The sequence below is a fragment of the Variovorax sp. WDL1 genome (genome assembly GCF_001541225.1).
Taxonomy (GTDB): domain Bacteria; phylum Pseudomonadota; class Gammaproteobacteria; order Burkholderiales; family Burkholderiaceae_C; genus Variovorax.
This window is the reverse complement of record NZ_LMTS01000300.1, coordinates 47,774-61,366: the sequence shown is the minus strand read 5'-3', so window position 1 is coordinate 61,366 and position 13,593 is coordinate 47,774. Positions and strand designations below refer to the sequence as shown.

General features: G+C 67.4%; 15 protein-coding genes. 10 read left to right on the top strand and 5 right to left on the bottom strand.

Features of this window, described 5'->3' with window-relative positions; translation table 11 throughout:
- A partial coding sequence (locus APY03_RS35840; protein WP_232324536.1) for a hypothetical protein occupies positions 1-1,943 on the top strand: 1,943 nt, incomplete at its 5' end.
- Between the two features lie 174 nt (positions 1,944-2,117).
- Positions 2,118-4,418 carry an NADP-dependent malic enzyme gene (locus APY03_RS35835; protein WP_068684960.1) on the top strand — a complete coding sequence of 767 codons (2,301 nt, stop codon included), beginning with the start codon at positions 2,118-2,120 and terminating at the stop codon, positions 4,416-4,418.
- A 56-nt stretch (positions 4,419-4,474) separates the two neighbouring features.
- On the opposite strand, the gene APY03_RS35830 is transcribed toward APY03_RS35835, so the two are convergent.
- On the bottom strand, positions 4,475-5,011 hold the full coding sequence (locus APY03_RS35830) for a carboxymuconolactone decarboxylase family protein (RefSeq protein WP_068684958.1): 537 nt from the start codon (positions 5,009-5,011) through the stop codon (positions 4,475-4,477).
- 126 nt (positions 5,012-5,137) lie between these two features.
- Between APY03_RS35830 and APY03_RS35825 the strand changes: the two genes are divergently transcribed.
- The 7 genes from APY03_RS35825 (at position 5,138) to APY03_RS35795 (ending at position 10,473) form a co-directional block, all read left to right on the top strand.
- Positions 5,138-6,061: an AraC family transcriptional regulator gene (locus tag APY03_RS35825; protein WP_068684956.1), complete on the top strand. Its 924-nt coding sequence runs from the start codon at positions 5,138-5,140 to the stop codon at positions 6,059-6,061.
- A gap of 109 nt (positions 6,062-6,170) precedes the next feature.
- Entirely contained in the window at positions 6,171-7,202 is a 1,032-nt protein-coding gene (locus APY03_RS35820; protein ID WP_068684954.1) for an ABC transporter substrate-binding protein, read from the top strand.
- Positions 7,202-8,029 (top strand): ABC transporter ATP-binding protein, encoded by an 828-nt coding sequence (locus APY03_RS35815; RefSeq protein ID WP_068684952.1) that lies wholly within the window; start codon positions 7,202-7,204, stop codon positions 8,027-8,029. Before APY03_RS35820 ends, APY03_RS35815 begins: the two co-directional genes overlap by 1 nt.
- Positions 8,026-8,793 carry an ABC transporter permease gene (locus APY03_RS35810; RefSeq protein ID WP_068684950.1) on the top strand — a complete coding sequence of 256 codons (768 nt, stop codon included), beginning with the start codon at positions 8,026-8,028 and terminating at the stop codon, positions 8,791-8,793. The genes APY03_RS35815 and APY03_RS35810 overlap by 4 nt, the downstream gene beginning before the upstream one ends.
- Positions 8,786-9,307, top strand: coding sequence for a nucleoside deaminase (locus tag APY03_RS35805; protein ID WP_068684948.1), 522 nt, complete (start codon positions 8,786-8,788; stop codon positions 9,305-9,307). Before APY03_RS35810 ends, APY03_RS35805 begins: the two co-directional genes overlap by 8 nt.
- A gap of 259 nt (positions 9,308-9,566) precedes the next feature.
- A complete protein-coding gene (locus tag APY03_RS35800) occupies positions 9,567-10,070 on the top strand; it encodes a hemerythrin domain-containing protein (protein WP_068684946.1) in 504 nt (167 codons plus the stop codon).
- Positions 10,071-10,158: 88 nt separating this feature from the next.
- Positions 10,159-10,473, top strand: a complete 315-nt coding sequence (locus tag APY03_RS35795; protein ID WP_068684944.1) for an EthD family reductase — start codon at positions 10,159-10,161, stop codon at positions 10,471-10,473.
- On the opposite strand, the gene APY03_RS35790 is transcribed toward APY03_RS35795, so the two are convergent.
- The 4 genes from APY03_RS35790 to APY03_RS35770 form a co-directional block, all read right to left on the bottom strand.
- Positions 10,451-11,482: a lysylphosphatidylglycerol synthase domain-containing protein gene (locus APY03_RS35790; RefSeq protein ID WP_232081245.1), complete on the bottom strand. Its 1,032-nt coding sequence runs from the start codon at positions 11,480-11,482 to the stop codon at positions 10,451-10,453. The two genes, APY03_RS35795 and APY03_RS35790, sit on opposite strands and share 23 nt — an antisense overlap.
- A gap of 91 nt (positions 11,483-11,573) precedes the next feature.
- On the bottom strand, positions 11,574-11,906 hold the full coding sequence (locus APY03_RS35785; RefSeq protein ID WP_068684942.1) for a hypothetical protein: 333 nt from the start codon (positions 11,904-11,906) through the stop codon (positions 11,574-11,576).
- A 44-nt stretch (positions 11,907-11,950) separates the two neighbouring features.
- Positions 11,951-12,346, bottom strand: a complete 396-nt coding sequence (locus tag APY03_RS35780) for a hypothetical protein (protein ID WP_068684940.1) — start codon at positions 12,344-12,346, stop codon at positions 11,951-11,953.
- 492 nt (positions 12,347-12,838) lie between these two features.
- Positions 12,839-13,216 (bottom strand): hypothetical protein, encoded by a 378-nt coding sequence (locus tag APY03_RS35770; protein WP_068684936.1) that lies wholly within the window; start codon positions 13,214-13,216, stop codon positions 12,839-12,841.
- A 172-nt stretch (positions 13,217-13,388) separates the two neighbouring features.
- Between APY03_RS35770 and APY03_RS42090 the strand changes: the two genes are divergently transcribed.
- Positions 13,389-13,541, top strand: a complete 153-nt coding sequence (locus tag APY03_RS42090; protein ID WP_157103508.1) for a hypothetical protein — start codon at positions 13,389-13,391, stop codon at positions 13,539-13,541.
- The last annotated feature ends 52 nt before the right edge of the window (positions 13,542-13,593 follow it).

Here is a 13,593-nt window from a genome sequence, read left to right as displayed (position 1 = left end):
CCCCTGCCCCCGCCCCCGCTCCCGCACCCGCTCCGGCCCCTGCCCCTGCTCCGGCTCCCGCGCCCACCCCCATCGCCGGCGACGTGGTGGACAGCTCCGGCGCCATCGTTGCAAGCGCCTATACGAGCATTGCCTACAAGTTCGGCCAGGCCGAAGGCGTGGCGTACCGGTTCGGGCCAGCGGCGACCAAGACCGGCGTCAACACGCTTCCCCTGCGGGGCGACGTAGGTGCAATCACCCACAGCCCGGGCAACGATCTCCACTACCAGCTGGGCGCTGAAAACAACTCCGCGTACAACTACTACGTGAGCATCCATGCCGCGGCGATCGGCACACCGGCCAGCGGAAGCTCGCTGTCGAGCTCGGTGGCCTGGTTCCAGTCGCAGGCGACCGACCGCGTGACATTCATGCAGCGCCCGCAGCTGCTGTGGCAGGACAAGCGCATGCTGCCCAGCGCGATCGATACCTACTACGCCTCGGGCGTGTTGTCGCCGAACGACCCCGCAGACCTGCCCATCGTCGAGGACCGCGGCGAGAACGCGGCGGACAGCCCCTCGACGCGACTTTCGCTGATCGCGACGCAAGGCAGCCCGACGAAGCCCGCAACGATCTTCACCGTCGGCACGTTCACCGCGCAGAACCGCGCGAGCGTCAAGCTGGCCCTCGGCAAGGTGCCGACCGCCATCTCCGTCACCGGCGGCGGCGAGTTCGCGCTGGTCACCGTGTGGGACACGATCAACCACAAGGGCCAGGTCGCGGTCATCTCGCTCGGCGGCAGCTGCCAGGGCTGCACGCTCGATGGCCCGAAGTACGACTGGTGGCACGACTGGATGGACATGGTGCATCCCGGCTTCCTCAACCAGGGCAACTACATCTTCATGAAGGTGCTCGGCTACGTCGACCTGCCTGCCAACATGAAGGCCCCGACATCCATCAAGGTGACGACCGGCATGCACCCGTATGCGGCGGTCGTGTACACCAGCAGCGGTGGCCTGTCGGGCATGGCGAAGGAAGCCTCGCCGATGGCCAACAACCGGGCAAAGCTGCTGCCGGGCGGCGAGTACTACGAGAAATACGCCAAGGGCGGCATCGCCGTGGTCGCGTCCAAATCGGAAAAGACCGTCGCCTTCGTGGACCTCGGGCCGTTGTTCAAGTACACGAACGAGATGTACCTCGGCAGCGCCGCGAGCAACCTGGAAACGCAGAACGTGGGGCTCGCCGCCAACCAGTGGCCCTACCTGCTGGCGGATCGTCCGCAGGCGGCGCCGGCGGTCGTCAAGACGATCACGCTGGCCGACAAGCCCACGAGCGTCCTGACGACCTCGACCTACAACTACTGGAGCAAGGACGACCGCCGTCGCATGGCGCCGCCGAACGACATGTACTGGGAGTCGAATCCGCACCATGCGCGCGCCTGGGTCGCCACCGAGAACGGCAAGGTGCACATGTACTCGCTGGGCGCGTATGTGCAGGGCCCCAAGCCGGCTGCCGGCACGCCCGCCGAGATCGCGGAAGTCGGCGTCGTCACAGGCCTTGGCAGCAACATCACGCACCTGGCCGCGGCCAAGGACTACCCGAACCACACCGATACCCTCAACACGATGCTGATCTTCACCGACCGCGCCAATCGCAAGTGGGGCTGGGTGAAGTTCGCCGACGACGGCAACAGCGGCACCATCCTGCGCACGATGGAGGACTCGCGCGTCGACCCGGTCATGGTGACGATGTCCGACAACTACTCCACGCGGGGCAACATCGTCAACGTCGCGAACTACAGCGGCCAGAGCATCGACAACTACCGCTTCGGCGACCTGATCTACCCCGACAACAACTTCTGCTGGGCGGCCGGCGTCTGCCCCACGCTGGCATCCAACGGCGAATACGCCGGCAAGCTGGCGCTGCCGTTCAAGCCGTTCGCGGTGCACGCCTCGAACGTGCCATGACGCTATGACGCGCTGAGTCCATTGCCGCACCAGGCCCCCGCTTCGGCTGGGGCCTTTTTGTTTCAACGCGGCGCGATCATCGTCCGGCATGCCCTGTCCGTTCGTGCTTCCACTGCACGGGCAGCCCGCGCTTTTGGAGTAGCCTCTCTGCTCGTCAGAATCAAGGAGACTCCCATGGCCGCCCCCCTGTCCCCGGCAGAAGAAGCACTGCGCGATGCCGCCCGCGAATACCATCGCTCCCCCGTCAGGGGCAAGATATCGATATCCCCGACCAAGCCGCTGCTGAACCAGCGCGACCTGTCGCTGGCCTACTCCCCCGGCGTGGCCTACCCCTGCCTCGACATCGAGGCCGACCCCGCCAAGGCCGCTGAATACACCTCGCGCGGCAACCTGGTGGGCGTGGTCACCAACGGCACGGCGGTGCTCGGCCTGGGCAACATCGGCCCGCTGGCCGCCAAGCCGGTGATGGAAGGCAAGGGATGTCTCTTCAAGAAGTTCGCCGGCATCGACGTGTTCGACATCGAGCTGGCCGAGTCCGACCCCGACAAGCTGGTCGAGATCATCGCCGCGCTGGAGCCCACGCTGGGCGGCATCAACCTCGAGGACATCAAGGCGCCCGAGTGCTTCTACATCGAGCGCAAGCTGCGCGAGCGCATGAACATCCCGGTGTTCCATGACGACCAGCACGGCACGGCCATCATCTCTGCCGCGGCGCTGATCAACGGGCTGGAACTGGTCGGCAAGAAGATCGACGAAGTGAAGATCGCCGTCTCCGGCGCCGGCGCTGCTGCCATCGCCTGCCTGGACGTGATGGTGGGCATGGGCGCCAAGCCGGCCAACATCTTCGCGGTCGATTCGAAGGGGCTGATCTACATCGGCCGCCCGGGCGGCTTCGACGACTCGAAGTCGCGCTATGCCCAGGCCGACACCGGCGCCCGCACGCTGGCCGACGTGATGAAGAAGGCCGACGTCTTCCTCGGCTGCTCGGCGCCCGGCGTGGTCTCGCAGGACATGGTCAAGTCCATGGCCGACCGGCCCATCATCCTGGCGCTGGCCAACCCCGAGCCCGAGATCCGGCCCGAGCTGGCCAAGGAAGTGCGGCCCGACTGCATCATCGCCACCGGCCGCTCGGACTACCCGAACCAGGTCAACAACGTGCTGTGCTTCCCCTACATCTTCCGCGGCGCGCTGGACTGCGGCGCGAGCAAGATCACCGAGCAGATGAAGCTCGCCTGCGTGCGCGAGATTGCCGAGCTGACCAAGGCAGACATCAGCGAAGAGGTGGCCACGGCCTACCAGGGCCAGGAGCTGGCCTTCGGCCCCGACTACATCATTCCCAAGCCCTTCGATTCGCGGTTGATCCTGCGCATCGCGCCGGCGGTCGCCAAGGCGGCGCAGGACTCGGGCGTCGCCACGCGGCCGATCGAGGACCTGGAGGCCTACCGCCAGAACCTGGCGCGCTTCGTCTACCAGACCGGCATGTTCATGCGGCCGGTGTTCAGCGCCGCCAAGCTGGCCAGCGCCAAGCGCGTGGCCTACTGCGAAGGCGAGGACGACCGCGTGCTGCGTGCCGCGCAACTGGCCGTCGACGAAGGCCTGGCCAAGCCGATCCTGATCGGCCGCCCGGCCGTGATCGAGACCCGCCTCAAGAAGGCCGGCCTGCGCATCCGGCTCGGCACCGACGTCGACGTGGTCGACCCCGAGGACGACCCGCGCTTTCGCACCTACTGGGAGGCCTACCACAAGGTCATGGGACGCCGCGGCATCACGCCCGAGGCCGCGAAGGCGATGGTGCGGCGCTCCAACACCACCATCGGCTCGCTGATGGTCCAGCTGGGCGATGCCGATGCGATGCTGTGCGGCCTGGTCGGACGCTTCGACAGCCACCTGAAGATCCTCAACCAGGTGCTCGGGCTGAAGCGCGGCGCCCCCGGCTTCGCCACGCTCAACGCGATCATGCTGGAGAAGTACACCCTCTTCATTGCCGACACCAATGTGCATGAAGACCCGGACGCCCAGACCCTGGCCGAGATCGCGTTGATGTCGGCCGAGGAAGTGCGGCGCTTTGGCGTGCCGCCGAAGGTGGCCTTTCTTTCTCACTCGAACTTCGGCTCCTCCGAGCGCGCCTCGGCGCGCAAGATGCGGCTGGCACGCGACCTCTTCGCGAAGATGGCGCCCGACGTCGAGTGCGACGGCGAGATGCACGGCGACGCCGCGCTGTCGGAGACGGTGCGCCACAACGCCCTGCCCGAGACCACGCTCAGCGGCTCGGCCAACCTGCTGATCTGCCCCAACCTCGATGCCGCGAACATCCTCTTCAACGTGCTGAAGATGACCGGCGGCAACGGCGTGACGGTGGGGCCGATCCTCATGGGCGCGAGCGGCTCGGCGCACATCCTCACGCCTTCGGCCACCGTGCGCCGGGTGCTCAACATGACGGCCCTGGCGGTGGCGAACGCGAGTTCCGCCAAGTAGGCCGCGCGGCGGAAGGATCTCCACCCCCGCACTGCGGCCAACGTGGCGGCGGCGCCTCAGGCGACCGCGGGGAAGTCGATCTCGGTGTCGTTCACCCGGTTCACAAGGTTCGTGAAGGTGATGACCGACACGGCAAGGATTGCTTCGATCACCTGCTGCTCGGAGTAGCCGCCGGCTCGCACGGCGGCTACTTCTGCTTCGGGCACTGTGCCCCTGGAATTCACGATTGCACGGACGAAGCGAACCAGTGCATCGCGCTGCGCATTGCCGCTCGCAAGGCCGGCACGAACCTGCTTCATCGCCTCGCCGGACAAGCCGGCGAACTTGCCGATTTGCGTGTGGGCGGCCACGCAGTAGTCGCAGCCGCCGATCTCGCTGACCGCCAGCTTGATGGCTTCCACGTCCGACTTGTTCAGGCTGCCGGCCGCCAGGGCCGCGTCAGCGCCGAGGATGGCTGCGAGCGCGGCAGGGCTGTGCGAGCCGACGGTCGCATACGCGTTGGGAACCCGGCCGGCTGCCTTCTTGATCTTTGCAAAAAGCTCGGCTGTCAAGCCGGCTGCGTTTTCGGGATGGATGGAGGAAAGACGTGACATGGTGAACTCCGGTTGGTTTATGGACAGCCATTTCTGTTTGGCTGGTGTCACTGTATTCCGCAAGCTTGAGTACATTAATATCTTGTTTGCTCAATATCATGCTCTTTCGTCTCAACCAGGCCTTCCATGGATTTGCTGAGCCGCGTTCTTTCGCTGGTGCCCGTCACTGGCTCACTCGATGTTCGCTGCCATTTCGGTGCGCCGTGGCGGCTGGAGCAAGTCCAGGCAGGCGTGCATGAGATCGCCTATCACGTCCTCTTGAGCGGCGCAGCCACGGTCGAGGATGCGCACGGACCGCCGCAGCAGTTGGAGGCGGGGGACATCCTTCTCTTTCCCCGGCGATCGCCTCATCGTCTGCACGACGGCAGCGGACGAAAGGCACGTCCGGCGCGGCACGTGCAGACGCCCTTCCTGACGGTCGTGGAGAACACCGGCAAGCGGGACGTGGCCGAGGTCCTGTGTGGACGTTTCCTACTGGGCGCGTCGCCGAGCGGGCTGATTCGCGACTACCTGCCTCATCGCCTGGTGGTGCACAGCGCCGCAGGCAAGAGCCCAAGCGCATCGCGCTTGTCCCGGCTCGTCGCGCTGATGCGAGAGGAGGCCCTCGAGGAGGCCCCTGGCAGCGCATCGCTCGTGAGCCACCTGTCGGCCGCACTTTTCGGGTTGACGCTCCGGCTTGCCGGGGAGGCCCCGGAGACGCCGAAGGGCTTGCTTGCCCTGGCGCAGAGCCCGCGCTTGCAGCCCGCCATCGACGCGATCTTCGACAGCCCTGAAAAGCCATGGAACCTTCCCGCGCTTGCAGCGCTTTGCCACATGTCGCGTGCGACGTTCGTGCGTCATTTCGAATCCGCGATCGGCCGTTCTGCCGCGGATGTCCTCACGGAGATCAGGATGACCCACGCGAGCCGAAAGCTGCAGCACAGCCACGACCCGGTGGGTGCGATCGGCGAAGCCGTCGGCTATCAATCGGAAGCCGCCTTCCAGCGGGCGTTCAAGCGCCACCTCGGGACGACGCCGGCGCGATGGCGCGCGAACAGCGCGGAAACCTGACTCGCCGCCTTCGCGACAATGGGGACTCCGCCCCGGAAGGGTTCGCACCAAGTGCGTGCGGGCACCGAATTTGCTTGAATGCCGGGCACTCATCTTTCACGGACACCGTATGAACAAGCGCCAACTGCTCCACTCCTTTCTTGCCGCCTCGGCGCTCAGCTTCGGCCTCGTCACCGCCCATGCCCAGGCGCCCACGCCGATCAAGTTCCAGCTCGACTGGCGCTTCGAGGGCCCGGCCGCGCTCTTCCTGCATCCGGCCGCAAAGGGCTATTTCAAGGAGGCAGGCCTCGACGTCGCCATCGACGCGGGCAACGGCTCCGGCGGCACCGTGACGCGGGTGGCCTCGGGCGCCTACGACATGGGCTTCGCCGACCTCGCGGCGCTGATGGAGTTCCACGCCAACAACCCCGACAGCCCGAACAAGCCGGTGGCGGTGATGATGGTCTACAACAACACGCCGGCTTCGGTGATGACGCTCAAGAAGAGCGGCATCACCAAGCCCGCGGACCTGGCGGGCAAGAAGCTGGGCGCGCCGGTCTTCGACGCCGGCCGCCGCGCCTTCCCGATCTTCGCCAAGGCCAACAACGTCGGCGCGGTGAACTGGACCGCGATGGACCCGACGCTGCGCGAGACGATGCTGATCCGCGGCGACATCGACGCCATCACCGGCTTCACCTTCACTTCCCTGCTCAACCTGGAGGCGCGTGGCGCCAAGGCGGCCGACATCGTGGTGCTGCCCTACCCCGACTACGGCGTGAAGCTCTACGGCAACGTGATCATCGCCTCGCCCAAGCTGATCAAGGAGAACCCGGCCGCGGTCAAGGCCTTCCTCTCGGCCTTCGCCAAGGGCGCGAAGGAGGTGCTCGCCAATCCGGCCGTGGCCATCGAGTCGGTCAAGAAGCGCGACGGCATCATCGACAGCGCGCTGGAAACGCGCCGCCTCAAGCTGGCCATCGACACCGTGATCAACAGCCCGGACGCACGCGCCGAGGGCTTCGGCGCGGTCAACGCGGGGCGTCTCTCGCTGATGGCCTCGCAGGTCTCCGACGCCTTCAACACCAAGACGCGCGTGAGCCCGGACGCGGTGTGGACGGCCGCCCTGCTCCCGCCGGCGGCCGAGCTCAACATCCTCAAGAAGTAATGGCGGTCGCCGAGACCTCGCCCTTCGTCGATTTCCAGGACGTCTGGCTCGCCTACAACGAGGAACTGCTGCGCGCCAACCACTTCGCGGTCGAGGCCATCGACCTGCAGGTGAAGCGCGGCGAGTTCATCGCCATCGTCGGGCCCTCGGGCTGCGGCAAGTCCACCTTCATGAAGCTCACGACGGGGCTGAAGATGCCCTCGATGGGCAAGATCCGCATCGACGGCGCGCCGGTGACAGGGCCGCTCAAGATCTCGGGCATGGCCTTCCAGGCGCCTTCGCTGCTGCCCTGGCGCACGACGGTGGACAACGTGCTGCTGCCGCTGGAGATCGTCGAGCCCTACCGCTCGAGCTTCAAGGCCAAGCGCAAGGAGTACGAGGAGCGCGCCCGGCGCCTGCTGCAGAAGGTGGGCCTGGGCGGCTACGAGGACAAGTTCCCCTGGCAGCTCTCGGGCGGCATGCAGCAGCGCGCCAGCATCTGCCGCGCGCTGGTCCACGAGCCCAAGATGCTGCTGCTCGACGAGCCCTTCGGCGCGCTCGACGCCTTCACGCGCGAGGAGCTGTGGTGCATCCTGCGCGACCTCTGGACCGAGCAGCGCTTCAACGTGATCCTGGTCACGCACGACCTGCGCGAGTCGGTGTTCCTGGCCGACACGGTGTACGTGATGAGCAAGAGCCCGGGCCGCTTCGTGGTCAAGCGCGAGATCGAGCTGCCGCGCCCGCGCGAGCTGGAGCTCACCTATACCAAGGAATTCACCGACATCGTGCTGGAGCTGCGCGGGCACATCGGCGCGATCCGCGGGGCCGAGGTGGTGGTCGCGGCATGAACAACAAGCAACTCGAACGCTGGTCGCCCTGGCTGCTGCTGGTGGCCGTGATCGTGCTGTGGCAGATCATCTGCTCGGCCTTCGGGGTCTCGGAGTTCATCTTTCCGAGCCCGTGGCGGATCTGGACGCAGTTCTGGGAGTTCAAGGAAATCATCGCGGGCCATGCCTGGCGCACTTTCTGGGTCACGATGGCGGGCTTCGGGCTGGCGATCGTGGTGGGCGTGCTGCTGGGCTTCGTGATCGGCAGTTCGCGGCTGGCCTACGCCGCGATGTACCCGCTCATGACGGCCTTCAACGCCTTGCCCAAGGCGGCCTTCGTGCCGATCCTGGTGGTGTGGTTCGGCATCGGCGTCGGGCCGGCGATCCTCACCGCCTTCCTGATCAGTTTCTTCCCGATCATGGTCAACATCGCCACCGGGCTCGCGACGCTCGAACCCGAGCTGGAGGACGTGCTGCGCGTGCTCGGCGCCAAGCGCTGGGACGTGCTGGTGAAGATCGGCCTGCCGCGCTCCATGCCCTATTTCTACGCTTCGCTCAAGGTGGCGATCACGCTTGCCTTCGTCGGCACCACGGTGAGCGAGATGACGGCCGCCAACGAGGGCATCGGCTACCTGCTGATCTCGGCCGGCTCGGCCATGCAGATGGGACTGGCCTTCGCCGGGCTGATGGTGGTGGGCGCGATGGCGATGCTGATGTACGAGCTCTTCAGCGCGCTCGAGAAGCACACCACGGGCTGGGCGCACCGCGGCTCCCAGAATGAATAGGCAGCAGGCCATCCGCGCCCTGCGCCGCGCCGACCAGGTCGCGCGGCGCGCGATGACGATGGGCCGCCACCCCTTCGGTGCGCTGCTCGTCGCGCCGGACGGCGAAACGGTGCTGGCCGAGCAGGGCAACATCGACACCGTGCAGCACGCCGAGGCCACGCTGGCGCGCACGGCCGCACTCAACTACCCGGCCCCGTACCTGGCGCAGTGCACCCTGGTCACCACCTTCGAGCCCTGCGCCATGTGCGCCGGCACCGTGTACTGGGCCAACATCGGCCGCGTCGTCTACGGCGCCGAGGAGTCGGCGCTGCTGGCACTGACCGGCAGCCATCCCGAGAACCCCACGCTCTCCCTGCCCTGCCGCGAGGTCTTCGCACGCGGCCAGAAGGCGATCGAGGTGATCGGCCCGGTGCCCGAGGTGGCGGACGAGATGGTCGCCACGCATCGCGGCTTCTGGGAACGGCGCGGCCGCCCTGGCGCTGGCACGGAACCTGCGCCGCCTGCCGCGGAGTAGAAGCGTTCACCGTTTCGCCTTTGCAGGACGCCCCGGGCCGGCGCGTCCTGCGGGCGTATCGGCCGGAAATTGCTCCCGGAGGCAGCGCACGCGCATTGCCTTCGGCGCCCTGTTCCAACCGTCCACGGAGATTTTCGCGTAAAGCGGAAAAGTCCACCTTGCGGCACCGGCCGCAACGCAGTAGAACGGCTTCGTGGGTACGGCTGGAATCCTCCCAGGGGCAATTCCCCGAGAGGCAACTGTTTCAAAGGGGGCAAACATGTTGGCGGCCGAATGCGCGTGGACCGTCTTGCGTGCCGAGCATGCACGCATGCGTGAGTTGCTGAGCCTGCTCGACCGCGAGTTGAAGTGCGGTGACTGGAAGCGAGCGGGGCCTGCAGCATCGTCCGTCTTGCGCTTGATCGAACGCCTCCAGGCCTTCGACGAAGCGACCCATCGCCCCAAGGGCGTGGTCCTGGTCCAGATCCTGCGCGGCAGGTCCGAGGAGGCAGACGAACTTCTCGATCGGCTGGAGCGGCAGCGCGAGCGCTGCGATGCCCTGCTCTCGCTGGCGAAGGCCAAGGTCGCGCAGGCCCGAACAGGGAACGCGGCGGCGGGCGCCGCCGTCGAGAACCTGCTGGAGGAGCACCGCCGCCTGATGATCGACCACCTCGACCAGGAGGACACCCTGCTCCACACCCAGACCGCGCAGTTGCTGACGCGCGAGGAATGGGCCGCCGTGGCGTCGTCCATCTCCGAGGTCATCGGACCGCGAAGAAGCTGAGGCCCGACGCCGCGGCTTGTTCACCGCCGCTTGTTCGCCGCGGCGCCATCTCCTATGCTCACGGGCCTTGCCACATGGAGATAAGCAAATGATCAAGGTCAGCGTGATGTACCCCAACACCGCAGGCGCCCGGTTCGACCACGACTACTACCGCGACAAGCACATGCCCATGCTCAAGGAGAAGATGGGCGACGCCTGCAAGTCCTACACCATCGACAAGGGCCTGGCAGGCGGCGCGCCCGGCGCGCCGGCCCCCTACATCGGCATGTGCCACATCTACTGCGACTCGGTGGAGAGCTTCCAGGCGGCCTTCGGTCCGCACGTGAAGGCGATCATGGCCGACGTTGCGAACTACACGGACTTGAAGCCGGTGATGCAGATCAGCGAGGTGGTGGTGGGCTGAGCGCATCGGTGCCTCCGCCCTCCGCGGGCGGATGCGCGGACGCGTACCGCTCCAGCAGCAGATAGAGCACCAGCCCGCCGCCCAGCGGCACCAGGTAGTACAGCGCGCGATAGGCCAGCAGTGCGCCCATCAGCACACCCTGGCGCACAGAGCCCGAGAGCAGCGCCAGGTACACCGCCTCCAGCACCCCGAGGCCGGCCGGGATCGGCGTCACCACACCGGCGATCGCAGCCGCCAGCATCACCCCCAGCGTGACCGCATACGGCACCTTGCCGCCCAGCAGCAGGTACATGGCCGATGCCATCAAGGCCCAGTTCGCGGCCGAGAGGCCGAGCTGCACCAGGGCCAGCCGCGCCGAAGGCAGTTGGACGCGGCGCCCGCGCACCTGCCACTGCCTGCCCTGCGCCTTTGCGCAGGCCAGCACATAGGTCGCAGCCAACAGCAGCATCAGCACGCCCAGCGCCCGGAAGGCACCCTCCCCCAGCGGGGACTCCGCAGGTGGCTTCACCACGCCGGAGGCGAACACGCAGCCCGCCACCAGCCCGTAGCCGAGCCAGTTGGTCGCGAGGCTGAGGCCCACGATCTGCGCCACCGTGGCCTCGTCGATGCCGGCTCGTGCATAGAGACGTGCGCGCATCGCCACGCCGCCCACCAGCGAGCCGAGATTGAGGTTGAAGGCATAGCTGGTGATGGCAATCGCCCAGCTGCGCCAGCGCGGCAGGCCGTGCCGCGTGTGGTGCCGGCCGATCAGGTCATAGCAGCCGTACAGCGCATGGCTTGCCGTGCACAGCGCGAGCGCGGCCAGCAGCAGCCCGGGTGAATAGCGCCCGAGTGCCTGCCAGGCGCCGGCCCAGTCGACCTTGTGCGCGTGGGACAGCAACAGCCCGAGCACCACGAGGCCCAGCACCGGCAAGGCCCAGCGGCGGACGCGGCGCCAGAGGGCACTCTCTCCTGCGGGGCGGCTTTGCGCGTCGGCGTCGGGGAAGGGCATCGCCTTGCTGTCGGGCATGCGCGCATCGTCCCGGCACGGCACCGGCGCGGCCAGTTGCACCCGGCGCTTGTCGGCGTAGGTTCAGATGCCGAGGCGCCGCGAGGGCAGGTCAGTGCCTGCCGCGGCGGGCCGCGGCCCGCAGGACCATGGCCAGCGCAGCACCGCCGGCCGCGGCCAGCAGCGCGGCCTTGACCGGCTCCTCGGCCACGTAGTTCGCGCCCTGCACCTTGGCCTGCCGCGCACGGTCGGGCAGCGACGCCACCAACGCGTGCACCTTGTCCCAGGTGCGGTGCAGCTTCGATGGTGCCTCGGTGCGCATCGCGCCATCATGCAGCGCCGGGGCGGGACCGATGTCGTTGCCCGCGACGGGCATGGGCAAGGTCTCCGTCTCGGGATCGGCCTGCTGCGGCGCAGGATGGGTGTGCAGGGTTTCGATTTTCATGGTGAGTCCTCCTTGAAAAGCTCGCCGGGGACCGGAGCGCGACTTCAGCGAGCCGGCGACGGCGGCGGGGCCGGGACCGGCGTGACGCTCTCGCGGATCACCCCGCCGCCCATCACGCTGCCGCTGCTGCTGGTGGCCGCGCCCCGGACGCGCGCTTCGCAATCGGCGCGGTCCGCCGCCGGCTGCAGCATCTGGCAGCGCGCCAGCGCGTTCTGCTCGGCCTGGCCGGCGGGCGCAAGGCCGCCGCGCTGCGCTTCCTGCTTCGCGGCGCCGGCCTCGCGGCGGCAGGCTTCGCGGTCCTGCTGCACGCCGTCGCAGGCGGCGCGGTCGCGTTGTGCTTGCGAATCGGTGCCTTGCGCCTGCGCGGTGATGCTGAAGAAGCATGCTGCGCAGGCCAGTGCGGACAGCGCCGAACGGAGGAAGAGCGCTTGATGAGGCATCTGGAGCTCCTTGAAAACAAAGCCTTTTCTAACCCGCGAAGAGGGCTCGACTTGTCGGACACGGCGAGGTCCGGCCGCATGACCGATGCTCAGCCGGCCGGCTCCCTGCAGATGATCTTGCTGACCACGACCGCAGGGCGCGGGAATCCGCCGCACGGGCAAGGGACGAGTCGCATCGTGGCCTGCACATGCCCCGTCTGAACGAGGATTGCGACAGCCTCCATCTGCTCATCGGTCGTCAGGAGGAACGGGAGGCGTTGATGGGAGAGAAGCCGGAGCAGCACCGCCGCGGCCGCCAATCGCTCTTGCGGGAGATTGGGCGTGGCGTCTGGCGTAGACGGCAGGGTGATGGATCTCGTGCCTGCGGACGAATGCGAATCTCCTGTTCTTTTCATGCGCGGAAGAATGCAGTCGGCCTGGGCCGGCGTCTACGACTTTGAGTAGCAGCGGACGGCTGCGGCACGGCGCACGCAGCTGTTTGCGCTCTCGCCGTCAGACCGGGGGCACGCGGTTGCCGGCGCCGCCGCCATCGCCCGCATCCCCGCCCTGCAGCAGCAGCGTCACCAACACAGCCGAGTCGACGCGGGCACTGAGGGAATGGCGCTGCCGCGCTGGAAGAACCACCAGCTGCCCGGGAGCAAGCCGGCGGACGCCGCCCGGCATTCTCAGCTCCACATCGCCCTCGATGCATTGGATGGTGCATTCGTCGTCGACGTGATGCTCCGGCTGGTCCCGGCGCGCGGGCAGGATGAGGTGCAGCAATTGCAGACGCTGCGTCTTCAGCAGGCTGGTGCTGGCGGCTTCGTGCACGGCCGGGCCAAGGGGGCCGATGCCGATGACGTCGAGCGGTTGGGCATGTGGTAGGGCCATGGTCGTCTCCGCGGAAGGATTCAAAAAAAATGGCATGCGAGGCAGGCACGGTGCCCAACATGGGGCTGCGGGCTTGATCGTATAGCCGCTGCAGAGAGAGAACCAGATGTCGTCCCAGGCCCATGACTCGGGGCCCGCTTTACACCGCCCAATATCAGCTCAAGAATGCCGGATGGAACATGCAGCAAGCGGCGGCCTCGATCGCCGTCCATCCAAGCAGCAGCAACGTGGGCGCACGGTCTCCGTCATTCTCGCGATCGGCGCCGCGGCTTTGCTCGGCTGGCTGGCGGTGCAGCTCTATGTCGGCGTGGTGACGTTGGACTGAAGCCGGCATCAGTGCTCCCCTTGCCGAGCCCCCCTGCGCCGGATCACGCTCG

What these genes read in the sequence shown, in the direction of transcription:
- APY03_RS35800 (WP_068684946.1), top strand. Translation starts at nt 9,567, where the DNA reads ATGTTGGCGGCCGAATGCGCGTGGACCGTCTTGCGTGCCGAGCATGCA.
- APY03_RS35835 (WP_068684960.1), top strand. Translation starts at nt 2,118, where the DNA reads ATGGCCGCCCCCCTGTCCCCGGCAGAAGAAGCACTGCGCGATGCCGCC.
- APY03_RS42090 (WP_157103508.1), top strand. Translation starts at nt 13,389, where the DNA reads ATGGAACATGCAGCAAGCGGCGGCCTCGATCGCCGTCCATCCAAGCAG.
- APY03_RS35825 (WP_068684956.1), top strand. Translation starts at nt 5,138, where the DNA reads ATGGATTTGCTGAGCCGCGTTCTTTCGCTGGTGCCCGTCACTGGCTCA.
- APY03_RS35790 (WP_232081245.1), bottom strand. Translation starts at nt 11,482, where the DNA reads ATGCCCGACAGCAAGGCGATGCCCTTCCCCGACGCCGACGCGCAAAGC.
- APY03_RS35810 (WP_068684950.1), top strand. Translation starts at nt 8,026, where the DNA reads ATGAACAACAAGCAACTCGAACGCTGGTCGCCCTGGCTGCTGCTGGTG.
- APY03_RS35780 (WP_068684940.1), bottom strand. Translation starts at nt 12,346, where the DNA reads ATGCCTCATCAAGCGCTCTTCCTCCGTTCGGCGCTGTCCGCACTGGCC.
- APY03_RS35830 (WP_068684958.1), bottom strand. Translation starts at nt 5,011, where the DNA reads ATGTCACGTCTTTCCTCCATCCATCCCGAAAACGCAGCCGGCTTGACA.
- APY03_RS35795 (WP_068684944.1), top strand. Translation starts at nt 10,159, where the DNA reads ATGATCAAGGTCAGCGTGATGTACCCCAACACCGCAGGCGCCCGGTTC.
- APY03_RS35815 (WP_068684952.1), top strand. Translation starts at nt 7,202, where the DNA reads ATGGCGGTCGCCGAGACCTCGCCCTTCGTCGATTTCCAGGACGTCTGG.
- APY03_RS35785 (WP_068684942.1), bottom strand. Translation starts at nt 11,906, where the DNA reads ATGAAAATCGAAACCCTGCACACCCATCCTGCGCCGCAGCAGGCCGAT.
- APY03_RS35805 (WP_068684948.1), top strand. Translation starts at nt 8,786, where the DNA reads ATGAATAGGCAGCAGGCCATCCGCGCCCTGCGCCGCGCCGACCAGGTC.
- APY03_RS35820 (WP_068684954.1), top strand. Translation starts at nt 6,171, where the DNA reads ATGAACAAGCGCCAACTGCTCCACTCCTTTCTTGCCGCCTCGGCGCTC.
- APY03_RS35770 (WP_068684936.1), bottom strand. Translation starts at nt 13,216, where the DNA reads ATGGCCCTACCACATGCCCAACCGCTCGACGTCATCGGCATCGGCCCC.